General features: G+C 29.9%; 19 protein-coding genes. 12 read left to right on the top strand and 7 right to left on the bottom strand.

Going from position 1 to position 20,286, the window contains the following annotated elements; genetic code table 11:
* Positions 1-2: 2 nt before the first annotated feature.
* The 3 genes from fabV to WHD07_RS17300 form a co-directional block, all read right to left on the bottom strand.
* Entirely contained in the window at positions 3-1,190 is a 1,188-nt protein-coding gene (gene fabV, locus WHD07_RS17310) for an enoyl-ACP reductase FabV (protein ID WP_343329392.1), read from the bottom strand.
* 121 nt (positions 1,191-1,311) lie between these two features.
* Positions 1,312-2,256, bottom strand: a complete 945-nt coding sequence (locus WHD07_RS17305; RefSeq protein ID WP_343329391.1) for a phosphoribosylaminoimidazolesuccinocarboxamide synthase — start codon at positions 2,254-2,256, stop codon at positions 1,312-1,314.
* Between the two features lie 63 nt (positions 2,257-2,319).
* Complete coding sequence (locus WHD07_RS17300) at positions 2,320-3,273, bottom strand: PhoH family protein (RefSeq protein ID WP_343329390.1); 954 nt, start codon at positions 3,271-3,273, stop codon at positions 2,320-2,322.
* A 129-nt stretch (positions 3,274-3,402) separates the two neighbouring features.
* On the opposite strand from WHD07_RS17300, the gene WHD07_RS17295 reads away from it, so the two are divergent.
* The 5 genes from WHD07_RS17295 (at position 3,403) to gldG (ending at position 7,605) form a co-directional block, all read left to right on the top strand.
* Complete coding sequence (locus WHD07_RS17295; RefSeq protein WP_343329389.1) at positions 3,403-4,263, top strand: SAM-dependent chlorinase/fluorinase; 861 nt, start codon at positions 3,403-3,405, stop codon at positions 4,261-4,263.
* Positions 4,264-4,267: 4 nt separating this feature from the next.
* Positions 4,268-4,564 (top strand): putative quinol monooxygenase, encoded by a 297-nt coding sequence (locus WHD07_RS17290; RefSeq protein WP_105048006.1) that lies wholly within the window; start codon positions 4,268-4,270, stop codon positions 4,562-4,564.
* Positions 4,565-4,591: 27 nt separating this feature from the next.
* Entirely contained in the window at positions 4,592-5,119 is a 528-nt protein-coding gene (locus WHD07_RS17285; RefSeq protein WP_105048005.1) for a GNAT family N-acetyltransferase, read from the top strand.
* A gap of 136 nt (positions 5,120-5,255) precedes the next feature.
* Positions 5,256-5,972 carry a gliding motility-associated ABC transporter permease subunit GldF gene (gene gldF / locus WHD07_RS17280; RefSeq protein ID WP_343329388.1) on the top strand — a complete coding sequence of 239 codons (717 nt, stop codon included), beginning with the start codon at positions 5,256-5,258 and terminating at the stop codon, positions 5,970-5,972.
* Positions 5,965-7,605 carry a gliding motility-associated ABC transporter substrate-binding protein GldG gene (gene gldG, locus WHD07_RS17275; RefSeq protein ID WP_343329387.1) on the top strand — a complete coding sequence of 547 codons (1,641 nt, stop codon included), beginning with the start codon at positions 5,965-5,967 and terminating at the stop codon, positions 7,603-7,605. Before gldF ends, gldG begins: the two co-directional genes overlap by 8 nt.
* Before the next feature lie 90 nt (positions 7,606-7,695).
* On the opposite strand, the gene WHD07_RS17270 is transcribed toward gldG, so the two are convergent.
* On the bottom strand, positions 7,696-8,457 hold the full coding sequence (locus WHD07_RS17270; protein ID WP_343329386.1) for an NAD(P)-binding domain-containing protein: 762 nt from the start codon (positions 8,455-8,457) through the stop codon (positions 7,696-7,698).
* A 114-nt stretch (positions 8,458-8,571) separates the two neighbouring features.
* On the opposite strand from WHD07_RS17270, the gene WHD07_RS17265 reads away from it, so the two are divergent.
* From WHD07_RS17265 to WHD07_RS17255, 3 genes are all read left to right on the top strand, one after another.
* The gene (locus WHD07_RS17265; RefSeq protein WP_343329385.1) at positions 8,572-9,420 is read left to right on the top strand and encodes a DUF2911 domain-containing protein; all 849 of its coding nucleotides are present in this window, start codon (positions 8,572-8,574) and stop codon (positions 9,418-9,420) included.
* A 116-nt stretch (positions 9,421-9,536) separates the two neighbouring features.
* Positions 9,537-10,802, top strand: a complete 1,266-nt coding sequence (locus WHD07_RS17260) for a chloride channel protein (protein WP_343329384.1) — start codon at positions 9,537-9,539, stop codon at positions 10,800-10,802.
* A 237-nt stretch (positions 10,803-11,039) separates the two neighbouring features.
* On the top strand, positions 11,040-11,720 hold the full coding sequence (locus WHD07_RS17255; protein WP_343329383.1) for a hypothetical protein: 681 nt from the start codon (positions 11,040-11,042) through the stop codon (positions 11,718-11,720).
* Positions 11,721-11,750: 30 nt separating this feature from the next.
* Here the strand turns inward: WHD07_RS17255 and WHD07_RS17250 are convergent, their stop codons facing one another.
* On the bottom strand, positions 11,751-12,158 hold the full coding sequence (locus WHD07_RS17250; RefSeq protein WP_343329382.1) for a DUF2721 domain-containing protein: 408 nt from the start codon (positions 12,156-12,158) through the stop codon (positions 11,751-11,753).
* Between the two features lie 120 nt (positions 12,159-12,278).
* On the opposite strand from WHD07_RS17250, the gene trmD reads away from it, so the two are divergent.
* Positions 12,279-12,965 (top strand): tRNA (guanosine(37)-N1)-methyltransferase TrmD, encoded by a 687-nt coding sequence (gene trmD / locus WHD07_RS17245; RefSeq protein WP_105047998.1) that lies wholly within the window; start codon positions 12,279-12,281, stop codon positions 12,963-12,965.
* Between the two features lie 33 nt (positions 12,966-12,998).
* Positions 12,999-14,492 (top strand): glycosyltransferase family 39 protein, encoded by a 1,494-nt coding sequence (locus tag WHD07_RS17240; RefSeq protein ID WP_343329381.1) that lies wholly within the window; start codon positions 12,999-13,001, stop codon positions 14,490-14,492.
* On the opposite strand, the gene WHD07_RS17235 is transcribed toward WHD07_RS17240, so the two are convergent.
* Together WHD07_RS17235 and WHD07_RS17230 are read right to left on the bottom strand one after the other, a co-directional pair.
* A complete protein-coding gene (locus WHD07_RS17235) occupies positions 14,467-15,966 on the bottom strand; it encodes an ArnT family glycosyltransferase (protein WP_343329380.1) in 1,500 nt (499 codons plus the stop codon). The two genes, WHD07_RS17240 and WHD07_RS17235, sit on opposite strands and share 26 nt — an antisense overlap.
* Positions 15,966-16,667, bottom strand: coding sequence for a phosphatase PAP2 family protein (locus tag WHD07_RS17230; RefSeq protein ID WP_343329379.1), 702 nt, complete (start codon positions 16,665-16,667; stop codon positions 15,966-15,968). Before WHD07_RS17230 ends, WHD07_RS17235 begins: the two co-directional genes overlap by 1 nt.
* 263 nt (positions 16,668-16,930) lie before the next feature.
* Here WHD07_RS17230 and rplS point away from each other — a divergent pair, with 263 nt between their 5' ends.
* Both rplS and WHD07_RS17220 read left to right on the top strand, forming a co-directional pair.
* Positions 16,931-17,281, top strand: a complete 351-nt coding sequence (gene rplS / locus WHD07_RS17225) for a 50S ribosomal protein L19 (protein ID WP_105047994.1) — start codon at positions 16,931-16,933, stop codon at positions 17,279-17,281.
* A 734-nt stretch (positions 17,282-18,015) separates the two neighbouring features.
* Positions 18,016-20,241 (top strand): NADP-dependent isocitrate dehydrogenase, encoded by a 2,226-nt coding sequence (locus WHD07_RS17220; protein WP_343329378.1) that lies wholly within the window; start codon positions 18,016-18,018, stop codon positions 20,239-20,241.
* Positions 20,242-20,286: the final 45 nt, after the last annotated feature.

Raw genomic sequence — 20,286 nt, 5'->3', positions numbered from 1 at the left:
TCTTACTGAATACTAGGTATGCTTACCACTTCATTTACATCAGCATCATAATCTACTCCATCAACTTTAAAACCAAAAAGGTTGTAAAAATCGTTACTATATCCTTCTAAATCTCCTATTTCAGATAAGTTCTCTGTAGTAGCTGTTTTCCAAAGTTTGTTAACTTCTGCTTGTACATCTTCTCTCATTTCCCAATCGTCAATTCTAATTCTTCCTTTTTCATCCAAGGCTAAATCTCCGCCAAATAAACGCTCACTATACAAACGCTGAATTTGTTCTATACATCCTTCATGAATCCCTTTTGCTTTCATCACTTTATACAATAAAGAAATATATAAAGGAATTACAGGAATTGCAGAACTTGCTTGGGTAACTAACGCTTTATTTACAGAAACAAATGCTTTACCACCGATCGATTTTAAATCGTCTGCAATTGTAAAAGCTGTTGCTTCTAAATGATCTTTTGCAGCACCAATGGTTCCGTTTCTATATACTGGTTTTGTTACTTCTGGGCCAATATAAGAATAAGCAACTGTGGTAGCTCCTTCTGCTAATAAGTTTTCAGATTGTAACGCGTCCATCCACATTTTCCAATCTTCACCACCCATTACGTTTATGGTGTTTTCTACATCTTCTCCTTCTGCCGGATTGATAGAAATTTCTGATACTTTACCTGTATGAAAATCTACTGTTTTGTTAGAAAAAACATCGCCAATTGGCTTTAAAACAGATTTATATCTTTTTCCTGTTACAGGATGTGTTCTTACTGGTGAGGCTAAACTGTAAATTACTAAATCTACTTGACCTAAATCTTCTTTAATTAAGTTTACAACTTGCTCTTTTATTTCGTTAGAAAAAGCATCTCCATTAATACTTTTTGCATATAAACCTGCTGCAATTGCTTGTTTTTCAAAAGCTGCTGTATTGTAAAAACCTGGCGACCCTGGTCTTCCTTCGGTTGCTGGTTTATCAAAGAAAACACCAATTGTAGCTGCATCAGAACCAAAAGCACTCGATATTCTTGAAGCCAACCCAAACCCTGTTGAAGCTCCTATGACTATTACTTTTTTAGCGCCTTCTATTTTTCCTTTTGATTTTACATATTCTATCTGATTGATCACGTTTTGCTCACAACCCGTTGGGTGCGATGTTAAACAGATAAATCCTCTTGTTCTTGGTTCTATAATCATGGTTGTTTATTTTGTTTACTTCGTCATTACTAGGAAGTATGACGAAGTAATCTATTGATTTTTAACTAATATTGATAAGATTGCCGCGTCGTTCCTCCTCGCAATGACACAAACAAATATATTATTTTAAGAATTGAAGTACATTCTCTTCAATTCTTTGTAATACATTTTCTGTAGAAGCCTTTACAAAAGTTTCTCCAGTAATTTGTTCGTATAACTCTATATATCTATTAGAAATTTCGATAATTTTTTCATCATTCATTTCTGGAACTTGCTGCCCGTCTTTTCCTTGAAAACCGTTTTCAATTAACCACTGGCGTACAAATTCTTTAGATAATTGTTTTTGACTTTCGCCTTTATCTTGTCTTTCTTGATATCCGTCTGCATAAAAATAACGAGAAGAATCTGGTGTATGAATTTCATCAATCAATACTATTTTTCCTTCTTTAGTTTTACCAAATTCATATTTAGTATCTACTAAAATCAACCCTCTTTTTGCTGCAATTTCTGTTCCTCTAGCAAATAATTTACGTGTATAATCTTCTAAAACTAAATAATCTGCTTCAGAAACAATTCCTTTTGATAAAATGTCTTCACGAGAAATATCTTCATCATGATCGCCATTATCTGCCTTGGTAGAAGGTGTTATTAAAGGTTCTGGAAATTTATCGTTTTCCTTTAATCCTTCTGGCATTTCAACACCACATAAAGTTCTTTTACCTAATTTATATTCACGCGCTGCGTGACCAGACATATAACCACGAATAACCATTTCTACTTTAAATGGTTCGCACAAATGCCCTACTGCTACATTTTCATCTGGGTTTGCAATTAACCAATTAGGAACAATATCTGCGGTATCATTCATCATTTTTGTGGCAATCTGATTTAAAATCTGACCTTTGAACGGAATTTGACGTGGTAAAACAACGTCGAAAGCAGACAATCTATCTGTTGCAATCATCACCAAAAGTTCATCATTAATATTATAAACTTCTCTTACTTTCCCTATATAAACAGACTTCTGATTCGGAAATTTAAAATTCGTATCGTTAATTGTATTCATTATATGTTATGTTGTTGTGGCCGCAAAAATAAACTAAAGACTAGTTACTAACAACTAAAATTTTTATTCTGTTTCTATACTTTTATAAGCACTAATAATTTTTCTTACCAAACGGTGTCTTACCACATCTTTATCATCTAAATAAACTTGGGCAATTCCATCAATATCTTTTAGCGCTAATAAAGACTCTTTTAAACCAGAAACTTGCTTTCTAGGTAAATCTATCTGACCAGGATCTCCTGTAATAATAAACTTAGCACTTTTACCCATTCTTGTTAAAAACATCTTCATTTGATTATGGGTAGTATTTTGCGCTTCGTCTAAAATCACAAAGGCATTGTCTAAAGTTCTACCACGCATAAATGCCAAAGGTGCAATTTGTATGACTCCTTTTTCTATATGAGATTCTAATTTTTCATGCGGAATCATATCTCTTAAAGCATCATATAAAGGTTGCATATAAGGATCTAACTTTTCTTTTAAGTCTCCTGGTAAAAAACCTAAATTTTCTCCAGATTCTACCGCAGGTCTTGTTAAAATAATTCTTCTAACTTCTCTTTCTTTTAATGCTTTTACCGCTAATGCAACAGCGGTATAGGTTTTTCCTGTTCCTGCTGGCCCTACGGCAAACAACATGTCATTTTTATTCATTAAGGTAACCATCTTACGTTGGTTATCTGTTTGGGGTTTAATTAACCTACCACCAACACCATGTACTAAAACTTCTCTCGCATTTTTTGCCGAAGCTGTTTTTTCATCATTTCCGTTAGAAGTTAAAATACGTTCAATACTATTTTCATCTAACTTATTGTAGGTATTAAAATACTTTATTAAGCGTTCTAATCTAGTTTCAAACTCATCTAAAATTTCTGGGTCTCCATAAACTTTAAGTTTAGATCCGCGAGCTACGATTTTAATTTTAGGAAAATACTTTTTTAATTGCTCTAAAGTACTGTTTTGTGCTCCAAAAAAATCTTTCGGATTGATTTCTGTAAGCTCTATAATGCGTTCGTTCAAATGATTAATTTTTATTAATAGATTACATTTATATTTCAACTAAAAATAACCAATAATTTTTTTAAAATGATTAGATTTGCGTTAAATAGTTAACAACTTTTACACAATTAATTAACAGCCCATTTTTTAATGTCTATAATCACTTTAACAACAGATTTTGGAACAAAAGACCACTTTGTTGGCGCTGTAAAAGGAGCTATTTACTCAGAACTTCCGGATGCTAAAATTGTTGATATTACACACGAAATTTCTCCTTTTAACATTACAGAAACGGCTTATATTTTAAAAAACTCTTACAAAAGTTTTCCTGATAGCACCATACACATTGTTGGTGTAGACTCTGAATTAAGTAACGACAATAAACATATTACCATAGAATTAGACAATCATTTTTTTGTTTGTCCAGATAATGGCTTAATCTCTATGATTGCTTCTGAAATTAATCCTACAAAAATTGTAGAAATTAATATTCATGACAGAATAGAAAGTAGTTTTCCTGTTTTAGATGTTTTTGTACAAGTTGCTTGTTTTATCGCCAGAGGCGGAAATTTAACAGTGATTGGTAAAGAAATTCAGGATTATAAAAAATTAATTGAAATTCAACCTAAGGTAAATCAAGAAAAAAATAAAATTATTGGAGGCGTTGTTTATATTGATAATTATGGAAACGTAATTAGTAATATCAGTAAAAAAATGTTTAACTCCATTGGTAGAGGACGTCGTTTTAAAGTAAGTGCTAGTCGTTATTTTTTTACAAAAATATTTGCAAAATACAATGAAGTAACCGGAGATAATGCTCACGATAGCATACAATATGACGGCAGTAGATTGGCTATTTTTAATTCTGCCGGATATTTAGAAATTGCTATTTATAGAAGTAATTTAGAAACCGTTGGAGGGGCATCTACTCTATTGGGTTTAAACTATAGAGACTCTATAACCATTGATTTTATTAATGACTCACAGCCAGATTTTTCACCTTTAACTTAAAAATATGTTTGTAAGAATCGTAAAAATGAGCTTTCACAAAGAACATATCGAATCATTTTTATCAATATTTGAAGAGAAAAAAACATTAATTAGAGCTTCTAAAGGATGCACCTTATTAGAACTATATCAAGACAAAACAACCCCTGAAATCTTTTTTACTTATTCTTACTGGGAAAAAGAAGAAGATTTAGAAACATATAGAAACTCGCTACTTTTTAAAGAAGTTTGGGCAAAAACAAAGGCGCTTTTTAATGATAAACCTTTGGCTTGGAGCGTAGACAAAAAAGTGAGTTTACAATAAAAATTAAGACAAATAATAAACATAAAAATGGATTTCGACTTTACTACTTTCCCTGTTTTAGAAACAGAAAGATTAACATTAAGAGCAATAAACTTAGAGGATGCAAAAGCAATTTTTGGTTTAAGAGCAAACAAGGAGGTGAATGAATTTATAAGCAGAGTACCACCAAAAAATTTATCGGAATCTAGAGCTTTTATCGATGAAATTTCTAATTTAGTAGCCGAAAACAAAGGGATTTTTTGGGTATTACAATCTAATAATAGTTCTGAATTATTAGGAACCATTGGATTACGTAATTTTGATGTTGCAGATAATTATGCAGAAATTGGGTACGAAATTCATCCTGATTATCAAGAAAGAGGTTACATGACAGAAGCTTTTGAAGAGGTTTTAGAATTTGGTTTCGAAAAAATGGGATTAAAAACCATAGAAGCTTTTACACATAAAAATAATACGGCTTCTATTGCGTTATTAGACAAACTAGATTTTGATTTGCAAACAGAAAGAACAGACGAAAATTTTGAAGACAACAGAATTTACAAGTTAGAAAAATAGAAAATCTGAATAAAATTAAAACAATCAATTGTCATTTCGAATGAGGAACGAAGAGAAATCTATATTCTATACGTTTTTTAGTAAAATTTGAAATGACAATTGTTTGTATACTTTTAGAAATATAAAAATTTAACATTTGATAGCAATCCTAAAAAAAGAATTCAACTCATTTTTCGCAAGTACCATTGCCTATTTGGTTATTGGTGTTTTTTTATTGATAAACGGTTTATTTTTATGGGTTTTTAAAAATGATTTTAATATTTTAAATGCAGGTTTTGCAGATTTAAATTCATTTTTCTTTTTTGCTCCTTGGGTCTTTTTATTTCTGATTCCGGCTATTACCATGAAAAGTTTTGCCGACGAATTTAACAGCGGAACCATAGAACTCTTAAAAACAAAACCAATTTCTGATTGGCAAATTGTTTTAGGTAAGTTCTCGGCTTCACTCCTATTAGTTATCGTTGCACTAATACCCACTTTAACCTATGTTTACACCGTTACTCAATTAGGAAACCCTGTTGGAAACATCGATTTTGGCAGCACTATTGGTTCTTATATTGGTTTATTATTTTTAGCAGCAGCCTATACTGCCATTGGTTTATTTACATCTACAATTTCTAAAAACCAAATTGTAGCTTTTATATTAGGCGTTTTTATCACCTTATTTTTATACTACGGTTTTGATGCCATTTCAGACTCACTTGGTAATGATTTAACCGTTAAACAATTGGGATTTAATGAACATTTTAAAAGTATTTCTAGAGGTGTAATTGACACACGAGATATTATTTACTTTTTAAGCATAACAGTATTCTTTTTATTCATCACTAAAACACGTTTAGATAATGAATAAGAAAATAAAAAACATCGCAATTCTAATTGTAGGCTTAATCGTTTTAAACATCCTTAGCCAATCCTTTTATAAACGATTAGATTTAACAGCAGACAAACGTTACACACTTTCTAAAACTACAGAAAACATTGTTTCTAAAGTTGATGAATTTCTATTTATCACCGTTTATTTAGAAGGAGATTTTCCTTCAGAATTTAAAAGGTTACAAGTAGAAACCCGTCAGTATTTAGAAGAATTAGCAGCAACAAATACAAATATAAAAATCAATTTCGAAGCACCAGATAATCAGCGAGAAGCGTTAATAAAACGAGGTATGTTGCCAAGTCAATTAACTGTAGAAGAAGAAGGAAAACTTTCTGAAGCTATTATTTTTCCTTGGGCAGAAGTATCTTATGGTAAAAAAGCAACCATCGTTTCTTTGTTACCCAATGCCATTGTAGCATCACAAGATGAACAACTACAAAAAGCCATCGAAAATTTAGAATATAGTTTTTCTAATGCTATTAACAGTGTTATTCAAAAGAAGCAAAAAAGAGTTGCTGTAATTACAGGAAACGGAGAATTACAAGACATTTACCAATATAGTTTTTTAAGTGAAGTTGCTAAAAAGTACAGATTAGCTAAATTCACGTTAGATTCTGTGGATACAAAACCACAACAAACGTTAAAAGATTTAATGTCTTTAGATTTGGCAATTATTGCAAAACCTACACAAAAATTCACCGAGAAAGAAAAGCTAACTTTAGATCAGTTTATCGCCAATGACGGAAAAACATTGTGGATGATAGACAATGTGCAAGCAGATCAAGACAGTTTATTTACAAACGGTAAAATGTTAGCCTATCCAAGAGATTTAAATTTAACCGATTTATTATTTTCTTACGGAATACGAATAAACACCACATTGATTAAAGATTTATATGCCGCTCAAATTCCGTTAGCAACCGGAAAAGTAGGCAATCAAACGCAGTTTAAAAATTTAGATTGGTATTTTCACCCTTTAGTTGGTGGCAATCCAAATCATCCCATAACAAAAAATGTTTCTCCGGTAAGATTACAATTTGCAAACCAGATTGATACGTTAAAAAACAACATCAAGAAAACACCTTTATTGATGAGTTCTTTATTGACCAAAAAAGTTGGAACACCTAGTTTTATAGAATTGCAGTCTATTGCTGATGAAGTTGTTGAAGAAGATTATAATAAAGGGAATCAACTATTTGCAGTTTTATTAGAAGGTAATTTTAAATCGGCATATAAAAACCGAGTAAAACCTTTTGAAACTCCTATTTTTAAAGAGAACGCTATCGATAATAAAATGGTTATTATTTCTGATGGTGATGTTGGAAAAAATCAAATTTTAAAAGAACAACCTTTCGATTTAAATAGAGATAAATGGACAAACCAACAGTTTGGAAATAAAGATTTTCTTTTAAATACGGTTGATTACTTATTAGATGATGAAGGCTTAATTCAACTAAGAAACAAAACATTACAGATAAGAACACTAGACAAGCAAAAAGCCTTTAAAGAGCGTACTTTCTGGCAGTTTTTAAATATTGTTTTACCGCTACTTCTATTGTTTGCTTTTGGTTTTGTTTTTAACTACTTAAGAAAGAAGAAGTATTCTTAGCAGTTAGCAGTTAGCAGTTAGCAAAAATTGAAACTTTTTAACTTTGAACTTTGAACTTTAAACTTTAAACTTTAAACCTTAACCTTAACCTTAAATAGAAAGTAAATCATCATGAATAAAAGTATAGCCTAACACTTCTTGTACTTTTTTAGAACTGATAATTTTCCATTCATACACTTCATTCTCTTCAAATTCAGGCACCTCAAAACCGTTACTTAGTTTTGCTATGGTATAAAACTCCCTTCTAGTTGGGTGATGATTAGAACAGGCATTAAACGTTTCATTCCAACAATTTTGATCAATAATTTCATGTATAATTTCGATACAGTCTTCTTTATGAATCATGTTTACAAATCCTTTTGGCTGCGGAATTTTTCGTCCATTTTTAAACCAATTACTAGGTTGTCTTACATCGCCAAATAAACCCGCAAAGCGAATAATTGTTGTCTCAAAAAAAGTATTTTCTCTAAATAAGTTTTCAATTTCTGTTAACGGAGTTTTTAAAACAGCATCCTCTTCTGTCATCACTTTATTTAATCTTCCGTAAACAGATGTAGAACTGATAAAAATTACTTTTTGAATCTCAGAATTTTCTATTTGCGAAATTAAGTTTTCGAAACCATCCACATCTTTAGAGGTAATAGCTATAATTAAAATATCAGCAGATAAGAAATCATCAAACTCTTCAAACTCAGAAATATTAACAATATAAGGATCAATATTATTCATTTCTAACAACTCTAATTTATCTTCTGAAGTAGTAGAACCTTTTACAGAATACCCTTCATCTAATAATGAAATTGCTAATGATTTACCCAACCAGCCACAACCTAAAACACTTACTCTCTTCATAAAAAATGTATCAATAAAAACAAAGATACATCAGTTTATTTTAAGGTTTTGTTAACGTTATACGTTTTTTGAAATCGTAATTTTGAAAATAACTAAAACTAAAAACCAATTAGAATGAAAAAAATTATATTATCCTTATTTGTTGCGGCATGTACACTTACTTCAAATGCACAAATTAAAACACCAGCACCTAGTCCTTCTCAAAAAATAGAACAAACAGTAGGATTAACAGATGTTACTTTAGAATACTCTAGACCAGGAATGAGAGGTAGAACTATTTTTGGAGATTTGGTACCTTTTAATGAAGTTTGGAGAACTGGAGCAAATGCTAACACAAAAATCACTTTTTCTACAGATGTTACCATTGATGGTAAAGAGTTAAAAAAAGGAACCTACGCTTTATACACAAAACCAGGAAAAGAATCTTGGGATGTAATTTTTTATGCTGATGCTACAAACTGGGGAAATCCAAAAAATTGGGATGACACTAAAGTGGCTGCACAAGCAAAAGCAACTGTGCAAACAATGCCAATGAAAATAGAAACTTTTACCATTACCTTTGATGACATTACAAATAGTTCTGCTGTTTTAGGTATTTTATGGGAAAACACGTATGTTGGTTTAAAGTTTGAAACACCAACAGAAGCAATGGTTGCCAAACAAATTAACGCTATTATGAATGGTCCTTCTGCAAACGATTATTATGCATCTGCTTCTTATTATTTAGAAGCTGGAAAAGATATTAAAAAAGCACAAACTTGGATTGACAAGGCTGTAGAAATGAGTTCTGACGATCCAAAATTCTATTTTTTACGCAAACAATCTTTAATTCATGCTAAAGCAGGAGACAAAAAAGGCGCAATTAAAGCCGCTAAAGAGTCTTTAAAATATGCTGAAAAAGCAGGAAATGCAGGTTATGTAAAAATGAACAAAGCCTCTTTAAAGGAATGGGGAGCAATGTAAATTGTAATCCTTTTTAAAAACAAAAAAATCTCAAGCCGAAAGCTTGAGATTTTTTTGTTTCTGTATTATTTTCAACTAATTTCGTCGTTTACTATTACTAAAAAGACACATCAAAAGTGAAACTTAAAAGGAGAAGAAAATTAGTATCATATTCTAGTATACTAGACCAACCTATAAAATTTAATCCATTTGTTCTTAATCGTACTTTTTTACTTTGGGCACTGCTTGGTTTAATTGGTGGAGTTATTGCAGGAGCTTATTGGATTGTATTAGAATTTTTAATTCATAAAATTGCTTTTTTTGATGGTTGGTTGGTAATACCAACCATGGCTATTTGTGGTTTATTGGCAGGTTACATTATTCATTTTATTGGCGATCCTGGGGAAATTCATTTAATTGTAGATAATATTCGTTTTAATAAAGGAAAGCTAGACCCAAAGAACAATCCTTCAATGATACTTTCGTCTTTGCTTTGTGTTGCTTCTGGCGGTAGTTTAGGCCCTGAAGCTCCTTTAGTACAAATAACAGGATCTACAGGTACTTGGTTAGGTAAAATATTTCGATTAAAAGGAGAAGAATTACGCTCTTTAAGTATTGCAGGTATGGCATCTGGTTTTACCGCCTTATTTGGCGCCCCATTAGGTGGAAGTTTATTTTCTTTAGAAATATTACATCACAAACATGCCGTAGAATATTATAAAGCCATTATTCCTGCATTAGTAGCGAGTTGTTTTAGTTATATTGTATTTGCCCTAATTATTCATTTAGGATTAGGAGCAACTTGGAGTTTACCTACTTATGAGTATTCTGGTACTTTTGATTTTGGAATTGCTGTTCTATTAGCAATCGTAGCAACAATGGTAGGTTGGCTATTTATTTATTGTACAAAATTTTTAAAATCTCTTTTTAAAAAAATCAATACTCCTATTTACATTAAAACCTTACTTGGCGGAATAATACTTGGTGTAATTTCTTATTACTTTCCTTTAACAAGGTATTTTGGGCACGAAGAAATTAACGCTTTATTAAATAATGATTTTTCTATTAACGCTTTATTTTTAATCCTAATTTTTAAGCTTCTAGCTATTTCTGTTACTGTAACTTCTGGCTGGCGAGGTGGTTTTATTATTCCTTTATTTTTTATAGGCACCACACTTGGTTTAATAATACATCATTTTTTTCCAGCTATAAATGTTTCTTTAGCCATCATTAGCTGTATGGCAGCTATAAATGCCTGTGTAACAAGAACACCAATGAGCACCACCATTTTACTAGCAACACTAACAGGTTTTTCTTATTTTATCCCTATTTTATTTGCGAGTTTAACGGGTTACTTTTTGGCTCCTAAAACAGCCTTTATTGGTTCTCAAATGGATAAATAAAAATTATATTTTGTGAATTTTTCTTCAATATCAGCTAAAATTAGACTTATAATTCGATTAGAAATTTCTTTAAAGTTAAGAAAAACCTTTTATCACAATTAGGTCACTTATCTACCTAAATTAAGAAATAGTTAAATTTTAAATAAAAAAACATTTTAGTAATAAGTACAAGATATTATTCTCTTAATTTCGCCATTATTAATAATTCTGCATTAGAAATCATTTACGCAAAAAAAAATGAAGTTACTTTTTAAAAAAAGTCTAAAAAATAAAGTACTAATACTTTTTATAACAATTATTTCGCTTTTTTCTTGTGAAGAGAAAGAAACATCTCAAGTTTGTTTTGAGCCTATTTTCTCTTCAGAACTAATTGCTGGAACAACCTATAATTTTACACCTGAATTTGAAATAATAGATGTAAATTCTACTGTAAATAGCATTAAAGAAGGTTACATATTAAAATTTTATGTAGATGGTATTTATCAATCCGAAGCATTGGGTGCGGCTTGGGATAATGGTAGTTTTACTCATACCTTTAGTAAAGGTATTCACGAAGTTTGTTTTGAGTTAAGTACCAATGACTGTGCAGACGTACAAACGAGTTGCCAAACAATAGAAGTTAAAGATTGTTTTGAACCTCAATTTTCATATCAAATAGATGCTTCCTCTAAACAACATGTTTTCACTCCAAATTTTGAAATAATAGATAAAAACTCTACTGTAAATGCAATTAAAGAGGGCTATATCTTAAAATTTTATATAGATGGAGTTTATCAATCCGAAGCATTGGGTGCATCTTGGGACAATGGTGATTTTAAACATAAATTTGAACCAGGAACTTACGAGATTTGTTTTGAATTAAGTACAAACGAATGTACTGAACTGCAAAAAAGTTGTAAAACGATTACCATATTGTAATAAGCAAAACTATTTATTACAAACTGATATCTATTTCTGTTTTAAATGCTCTTCTATATCTGCAATATGATGTTGTAATGCTTCCGAAGAAATCTGTATTTCTTTAATCAATAGAGAAAGAGAAATAATTAATAAGATTAAAGCAAAACCAAATACCCAAACAGCCATTGTGTTTAAATGTACGTAAATTAAAAACATAGTTACCACACAAAATAATAAACTAGATATTCCGAATATTTGCATCCATCTTGTTAAGTTTAAACGCAATTTTAAGTTCTTAATTTGCCTTAGTAAAGAATGGTCTTGTCTTTCTAAATAAATATCATGCAAATTTCTAATTACTGCTGCATACGCTAAAAATCGATTTGTATATGCTAACATAATTAAAGAGATTGCAGAAAATAAAACGGCGGGTGTTGTTAATGTTAATTCTTCCATATAAATATCAAATTTAAGGAATAATCAGCGGCAAGTAAAGGAAATAATTTTTAATTTTAATCGCTTAGATATCTAAAATCAAGTATTTCGAATACCCAACAAAAACATTACATTTGCCACATGCGAATAGATATTATTTCAGTTGCCCCAGATTTATTAGAGAGTCCGTTTAATCACTCAATTATTAAACGCGCAAAAGACAAAGGTTTGGCAGAAATTAAAATTCACGATTTACGTGAATATGGTTTGGGAAATTACAAACAAATAGACGACACCCAATTTGGTGGTGGCGCTGGTATGGTTATGATGATTGAGCCTATTGCAAATTGCATTAAAAAACTGCAATCAGAGAGAACGTACGATGAAGTTATTTATATGACTCCAGATGCCAAAACACTAAACCAATCTACTGCAAATACACTCTCTTTAAAAGAAAACATATTAATTTTAACGGGGCATTATAAAGGTGTAGATCAAAGAATTCGTGATAAATATATTACCAAAGAAATTTCTATTGGAGATTATGTTTTAACAGGAGGCGAACTAGCGGCAGCCGTTTTAGTAGATGCTGTTGTACGGTTAATACCTGGCGTTATTGGCGATGAACAATCTGCACTTACAGATTCTTTTCAGGATAACTTATTATCTCCGCCTGTATATACAAGACCCTCAGAATTTGAAGGAATGAAGGTGCCAGAAATATTGTTATCTGGTAATTTTCCTAAAATTGATGATTGGAGAAGCGACCAAGCCTACAAAAGAACAGAAGAAATTAGACCCGATTTATTAGACGACGAAACCTCTTAGTGGTTTTTAAGTATAAATTTAAAAACCAATACTTTGAATAAAATAAAAACACTCATAACAAACAATAAAGCCATTTCTTGGGTTTTAGGTTTTCAAATCTTTAGATTGCTATTACTCCCATTTATGGGTTTAATGCCACAAGACGCTTATTACTATTTATACGGACAAAACTTATCGCTTTCTTATTTTGATCATCCAGGAATGATTGGATACATTTTAAGAATTTTTACAGAAATTTTTGGACACTCTATTTTTACCATAAAATTTGCCGATTTTGTAATTACATCATTAACTATATTCAGTTTTTATAAACTGGCTTCTTATTTTTTATCAAAACAAAAACTGCAAAGAGCCATTGTTTTATTAGCCTCAACCATTTTTGTTTCCATTTTATCGTTTAATTCTACTCCGGACGTTCCGTTATTATTATTTTGGACCTTAAGTTTAATCTGTTTGTACAAAGCAATATTTGAAGAAAAAAAGTGGTTTTGGATTTTAGGCGGAATTGCAATGGGACTGGCATTCGACAGTAAATACACTGCATTATTACTACAAATAGGACTAATTGCCTTTCTAGTATTTTCTAACAAATACAGAAAACTATTACTATCTCCTTGGGTTTGGATTTCTTTAATTATTTCTGCTGCTGTTACATTTCCGGTTTGGTATTGGAACTACCAAAATGACTTTGCATCATTTATGTTTCAATCATCAGATAGAACAAATTCTATTTCAGAATTTAAAATATCTCCTAAAAACTTCTTTGGCGCTATTGGTCATCAAATGTTTTTATTAGTACCTGTTTTATTTTTAGTCTTTATTACGTTTACCTATGAATATATAAAAAGAGCCTTATTAAAATTTAAAATTCCTACCGCTAAAACATTATTTTTATTAGCGTTTTTTATCCCAACTTTTGTTGGATTTTTTAGCCTTACTCCTATTTATTGGGTAAAACTAAATTGGATGATGCCTTCTTATATTACAGGAATCATTTTAGCGGGTATGTTTATCAACAAGAAATTATTAAAAATTCAAGTTGTTATTTCAATCGTTTTTCATGTACTTTTTAGCTTGCAAATTATATTTTATTTAGTACCTATTAAAAGTGATGATACTTGGGTTGGATGGAAAGAATTGGCTTTAGAAACCAAAAAACTACAAGAAACACATTCAAATACGTTTGTTTTTTCTGATGATAATTATAAAACATCTGCTTGTTTAAACTTTTTTATGGACGAAAAAGTGTATGCGCAAAACATTATCGGTTTACCTGCCTTACATTTTGATTATTTAGGAGATGATTTATCAACTTTAAACACTAAAAACGCTTTATTTATAGATTCAGACAAGCGTTTTAAAAACAGTAATAAAAAAGGCGATTATCCTACTTTATTAGATAATTATTTCGAAAAAGTAACAGAATTAACACCAATCATTATTAAAATTAACGGAAAAGAGTCTCGTAAATTCTGGGTATTTTATTGCGAAAATTACCAACCTAATCCCTTATCAACAGATAAATAAAAACATATTTTACTGTTTCTTTATTTCTAAGAATTGGTATGGTTTCTATTAATTTAAACTGATTGTATTTTTTACTATAAACTTTTGCAGGGTTTCTAAAGTTTCTGCTGTCTGTTATATACAAAACTTTATGACTTGTTAATGCTCTATTTTGACTATTAATCCAATAATATTTATGAATTTTAGTCAATGCTCCTACTCCATATACTAACATATTATTAGGTTTTGCTATATAATAATCTATATGTGCAGCAGGATACCATTGATCGGAAATTATTGGTAAATTGGTTAAATTATGAGCCTGTAAAACTTTTGTTACTTTTTTAGAAGCTTGTTGCCAACCATACAAATCCATTAACGCATCTTTTCTGCCTAAAGTTTCTTTTGTTTCTGTAATTTGGACTGGTAAAACCCATCCATTATTAATTTCTAAAGCAATACCACTTAACAAAATCATTAAAAAAGCACAACCTATTATTAAATTTCTTCGAATATTTTTATTTGTGGAGATATATACTGCCAATAACGGTAGTAAGGTTAAATAGGATACACTAGACCAGTGCGGTAACGTATCTCTAGATAAAGATAAGTAAATAGTTGTTGCCATTAACGGAATAGAAAACAACAAAAAGAAACGTACTATTTTTTTATCAAAAAAGAAATTCTTCTTAATAAAAGCAACAATCATTAAAATAATAGTTACAAAAACATATGGATTGTTATAGATAATTTGCCCAACAATTTCTCTAAGAAATGAAGCTTGACGGAACTTTAAATTAAAAAAAGAAACTCTTTCATTATGGAATTTGTAACTTATAAAATCATTTTGATAATTCCAATAAACAATAAGTCCAACTGCTACAAAAGGAAAAATAAAAGCAACATAAAATTGCCATTTAAGCAACCACTTTCTATTAAAAAACAATACATACAAACCAACACCTAACAATAAATAAATTGCTTGGTATTTAGAGTAGATAGCTAAACCAATACATAAAAACCCTAAAAATAGTTTTAGCAAATTCTCTTTTTTAGGTTGATATGGAACTACCTGAATCAGAAAATAAAAAGCCAACAACCAAAACAAAACCATGGGTGCATCGGGTAAAATAAATGTTCCAGAAATAATTAATCCATAAATACTAATATTATAAAGTAAAACACTTAAAAGACCTACAAAATCATTTTTTAGATACCTTCCTATCAAAAAAACAACATACATAGCAATACTTGTAGGTAAAATTGCAGCTAACCGAATGGCTAATTCTGAATCGAAATATAAATTCGCTGTAAAAAACTGAATAAAAAAACCAACCATACTCGGATGATCAAAATGACTTAAATCTGGGTATTTTGCATACAACCAGTAATACACCTCGTCGTTACCAAACTCTAACTGACTAGCCCAAAAGAGCCTAAAAATGGTGCTTATTATTATTACAAAAAAAGCAGTTTTTTTATAAGGTATGTGCATTAACCAATATTTTTGTGCTCTTTAAAAATTGCCATACTAACAATCCCTATTAAAATACCTATAAAAGAACCTACAAAAATATCAATCAAAAAATGTTGCGATAAATAAACTCTAGATAAACCCGCTATAATTGCTAAAGAAATCCATATATATTGCGATTTACATTTGGAGAAATACAAACATAAAATTGTAAAAATTGCAAAAGCAGTTGTAGTATGACCAGACGGAAACGAGTTCATCATTGCCATTTTTACTCCCTCAATTAAATGTAAACTTTCTTCTCCCAAAGCACCTACTGGTCTTAATATTCCTTTAAATAATATCTTTTTAAAAAGATGTGTAATTAATAAAGTTAAAACACCACTTACAAGAAACACATAAGTCATTTTTCTTTTGATAAAAAAGAAGACAACACCTAAAATAGCAAATAGAACTCCATCTCCTAAAAAAGTACTATATTTAAAAAGTAGATCAAAAAAAGAAGAATGAAATTGATTGATTTTTAAATGCAATGTAAATTTATTAAAAAGCAATACAAAAGTTAATAGCAATAAGAAAAACAAGCTATAAATAATAACTATTTCTTGTTTGATATCTAACAAAATTATAGACAGATTATCTTTTACTTTTAAAAAATTTCTTAATGCTTTTTTACTTCTTTTTTTATTTAAACGTCTATTTAGAGTAATTACTTGTTCCATATTATATTGGTTAGTTGATGCCTCAAAACTATTTTACCTATATAACAATAACATTAATATATCTTTAAGCCTATATAAACGATTAGAAGACAATTATTTGAAAGACAATGTTTTCTTAATTTTAAGCGAATAAAAATTAATATAAAATAAATCTAATTTTAAGTTTTCAAATAAAAAAAATATTATAAATTTGCAACCGCTAAATTAACCTCTGACGAAGAAATCGTGAATGTTGCTTTACAAAACCAATTAAATTAAAAGATATGGAATCTTTAGTAAAATTTGTACAAGACGAATTTGTAACAAGAAAAGAATTTGCAGAATTTGCAGCAGGTGATACAATCACTGTTTATTACGAAATTAAAGAGGGAGAAAAAGTACGTACTCAGTTTTTTAGAGGTGTAGTTATTCAAAGAAGAGGAGTTGCAGCTTCTGAAACATTTACAATCAGAAAAATGTCTGGTACTGTAGGTGTAGAAAGAATTTTCCCTGTAAACTTACCTTCTATTCAAAAAATTGAAGTTAACAAAAGAGGTAAAGTACGTAGAGCTCGTATTTTCTACTTTAGAGGTCTTACTGGTAAAAAAGCTAGAATTACTGAAAAAAGAAGATAATCTCTTTTACATAAAAGTATTTAAAAAGCGTTGTGAGAAATCACAACGCTTTTTTAGTTAACAAATGTTTACAACTAAAGTTTATAACATGTTAACAACAAATATGTTAAAAACACACATATCCATTATAAAAATAATATATTTATAGTATAATTTATAATTAATTAAACCTATTGGTATATAAATACCAATAAAAAGATTACATATAAAGTAACGTTCTTTATACCTGTTAATTTAAAAACATAACCAAAATTTCCTTTTATTAAAAAATAAAACTGAAACTAAAAATTACTGATTGTCTAAATAATTAGCAATTTAAAAAAGGTTTAATTTTTAAGATTAACAACAGAAACATTAATAAAAATTCTAAAAAAGTAAAATGCTTGATTAAAATTAAGGATGTTTCAAAAACCAGAAATAGTAGTAAGTAATTTCTTTATTAAAAAAGAAATATAAAAGGTAACTTTTATTTGATATTGTAGTAATACAAACAGTACAAAAACACTATTTTTAAGAAGCCATATCACCACAAGAGATTGTATGATATGGCTTTTATTTTAAAATACACTAACATTCACATCAATACTCATAATTTATTATTAAAAACACACAAAAACAACCTAATTAATAATAATTAATCAACAAAAGTGTCGCTTTTAATTCATAAATTTGTTCCACTTTTTTACGAAAAGCATTTCGTACAAAAAAAATAATATCTAAAATAATATCTCAAAATGAGTAAAATAGCAAAAATTGTTTATACAAAAACTGATGAAGCTCCTGCTTTAGCAACACGCTCTTTCTTACCTATCGTAAAGGCTTTTACAAAATCTTCTAACATAGAAATAGAAGTAAAAGATATCTCTTTATCTTCGAGGATACTTGCCAATTTTTCAGCTTATTTAACCCCAGAGCAAAAAGTAGAAGATGCTTTAGCTTTTTTGGGTGATTATGCTAAGAACCCAGAGGCAAATATTATTAAATTACCAAACATTAGTGCTTCTGTACCTCAGTTAAAAGAAGCTATCTCTGAATTACAAGAAAAAGGATTTGCGCTTCCAGATTACCCTGAAGAAATTAAAACAGATGATGATAAAGCTGTATTGGCTTTATATAACAAGGTAAAAGGTTCTGCTGTAAACCCTGTTTTACGTGAAGGTAACTCAGACAGAAGAGCACCAAAAGCAATAAAGAATTATGCTCGTAAAAATCCTCATTCTATGGGGGCTTGGTCTGCAGATTCTAAAACGCATGTTGCAACAATGACAGAAGGAGATTTTGCTAATAACGAAAAATCTGTAACTATAAAAAAAGCAACTTCAATAAGTATTGTACACATAGCTACAGACGGAACTAAAACCGTTTTAAAAGAAAAATTAGATCTTTTAGATGGTGAGATTATTGATGCTACTATAATGAGTAAAAAAGCATTAATTGCTTTTTTAGAAGAACAATATGAAGATTCTTTAGATAAAAATGTATTGTTTTCATTACACATGAAAGCAACGATGATGAAAGTTAGTGACCCAATTATTTTTGGTCATGCTGTTCGTGTTTATTTTGCTGATTTATTTAAAAAGCATGGAAAAACTTTTAAGAAAATTGGTGCTGATGTTAACAACGGTTTAGGGAACCTACTTTCTAAATTAAACGAGTTGCCTAAAGAAAAACGTGATGAAATTAGACAAGAAATAAGATATGCTATAGATCACGGACCTGAATTAGCCATGGTAAATTCTGATAAAGGAATTACTAATTTACACGTACCATCTGATGTAATTATAGATGCTTCTATGCCTGCTATGATTAGAACATCTGGTAGAATGTATAATTCTGATGGTAAATTACAAGACACAAAAGCAATTATACCAGATAGTGCCTATGCAGGTATTTACTCTGCAACTATAGATTTCTGTAAAAAACATGGTGCTTTTGATCCTACAACTATGGGAACAGTACCTAATGTTGGTTTAATGGCTCAAAAAGCAGAAGAATATGGTTCTCATGATAAAACTTTTGAAATTGCTTCTGACGGAAAAGTAGTAGCTATAGACGCTTCTGGAAAAACACTTTTAGAACACACAGTTGAAGAAGGAGACATCTGGAGAATGTGTCAGGCAAAAGATTTACCAATTCAAGATTGGATTAAATTAGCCGTTACAAGAGCTAGAGCTTCTAATACTCCTGCTGTTTTCTGGTTAGATAAAAACAGAGCACATGATGCAGAAGTTATTAAAAAAGTAAAAAAATATTTACCAGAACATGATACTGATGGTTTAGATATTAGAATTTTATCGCCAATAAAAGCTACTGAATTTACTTGTGAAAGACTTATAAAAGGAGAAGACACTATTTCTGTTTCAGGTAATGTATTACGTGATTATTTAACAGATTTATTCCCTATTTTAGAAGTTGGTACTTCGGCAAAAATGTTATCAATAGTTCCATTAATGAATGGTGGAGGATTGTTTGAAACAGGTGCTGGTGGTTCTGCCCCAAAACATGTACAACAATTCTTAGAAGAAAATCATTTACGTTGGGATTCTTTAGGTGAATTTTTAGCCTTAGCTGTTTCTTTAGAACATTTAGGAACCGCAAATAACAACTCTAAAGCTTTAGTGTTAGCAGAAACGTTAGATGATGCTACAGATAAGTTTTTAGTAAACGATAAATCTCCTTCTAGAAAAGTGGGTGAATTAGATAACAGAGGAAGCCATTTTTACTTAGCAATGTACTGGGCAGAAGGCTTAGCTAATCAAGATAAAGATGCTGAATTAAAAGCTACTTTTTCTAAAATTGCGACAGAATTAAAAGCTAATGAAAACAGTATTGTTACAGAATTAAATGAAGTTCAAGGAAACGCTGTAGACATGGGTGGTTACTATTTACCTAGTGATAGTTTAGCAGACGCTGCAATGAGACCTAATTCTACTTTAAATATTATTTTAAATTCTATTTAGTTTTTAATAGAAAAACAATATATATTTTTAAAAAGTCGATGTTAA

Source organism: Polaribacter staleyi, assembly GCF_038024045.1.
Lineage (GTDB): Bacteria > Bacteroidota > Bacteroidia > Flavobacteriales > Flavobacteriaceae > Polaribacter > Polaribacter butkevichii.
This window is presented reverse-complemented; position numbering and strand designations above follow the sequence as displayed.

What these genes read in the sequence shown, in the direction of transcription:
- fabV (WP_343329392.1), bottom strand. Translation starts at nt 1,190, where the DNA reads ATGATTATAGAACCAAGAACAAGAGGATTTATCTGTTTAACATCGCAC.
- WHD07_RS17305 (WP_343329391.1), bottom strand. Translation starts at nt 2,256, where the DNA reads ATGAATACAATTAACGATACGAATTTTAAATTTCCGAATCAGAAGTCT.
- WHD07_RS17295 (WP_343329389.1), top strand. Translation starts at nt 3,403, where the DNA reads ATGTCTATAATCACTTTAACAACAGATTTTGGAACAAAAGACCACTTT.
- WHD07_RS17290 (WP_105048006.1), top strand. Translation starts at nt 4,268, where the DNA reads ATGTTTGTAAGAATCGTAAAAATGAGCTTTCACAAAGAACATATCGAA.
- WHD07_RS17285 (WP_105048005.1), top strand. Translation starts at nt 4,592, where the DNA reads ATGGATTTCGACTTTACTACTTTCCCTGTTTTAGAAACAGAAAGATTA.
- gldG (WP_343329387.1), top strand. Translation starts at nt 5,965, where the DNA reads ATGAATAAGAAAATAAAAAACATCGCAATTCTAATTGTAGGCTTAATC.
- WHD07_RS17270 (WP_343329386.1), bottom strand. Translation starts at nt 8,457, where the DNA reads ATGAAGAGAGTAAGTGTTTTAGGTTGTGGCTGGTTGGGTAAATCATTA.
- WHD07_RS17265 (WP_343329385.1), top strand. Translation starts at nt 8,572, where the DNA reads ATGAAAAAAATTATATTATCCTTATTTGTTGCGGCATGTACACTTACT.
- WHD07_RS17255 (WP_343329383.1), top strand. Translation starts at nt 11,040, where the DNA reads ATGAAGTTACTTTTTAAAAAAAGTCTAAAAAATAAAGTACTAATACTT.
- WHD07_RS17250 (WP_343329382.1), bottom strand. Translation starts at nt 12,158, where the DNA reads ATGGAAGAATTAACATTAACAACACCCGCCGTTTTATTTTCTGCAATC.
- trmD (WP_105047998.1), top strand. Translation starts at nt 12,279, where the DNA reads ATGCGAATAGATATTATTTCAGTTGCCCCAGATTTATTAGAGAGTCCG.
- WHD07_RS17235 (WP_343329380.1), bottom strand. Translation starts at nt 15,966, where the DNA reads ATGCACATACCTTATAAAAAAACTGCTTTTTTTGTAATAATAATAAGC.
- WHD07_RS17230 (WP_343329379.1), bottom strand. Translation starts at nt 16,667, where the DNA reads ATGGAACAAGTAATTACTCTAAATAGACGTTTAAATAAAAAAAGAAGT.
- rplS (WP_105047994.1), top strand. Translation starts at nt 16,931, where the DNA reads ATGGAATCTTTAGTAAAATTTGTACAAGACGAATTTGTAACAAGAAAA.
- WHD07_RS17220 (WP_343329378.1), top strand. Translation starts at nt 18,016, where the DNA reads ATGAGTAAAATAGCAAAAATTGTTTATACAAAAACTGATGAAGCTCCT.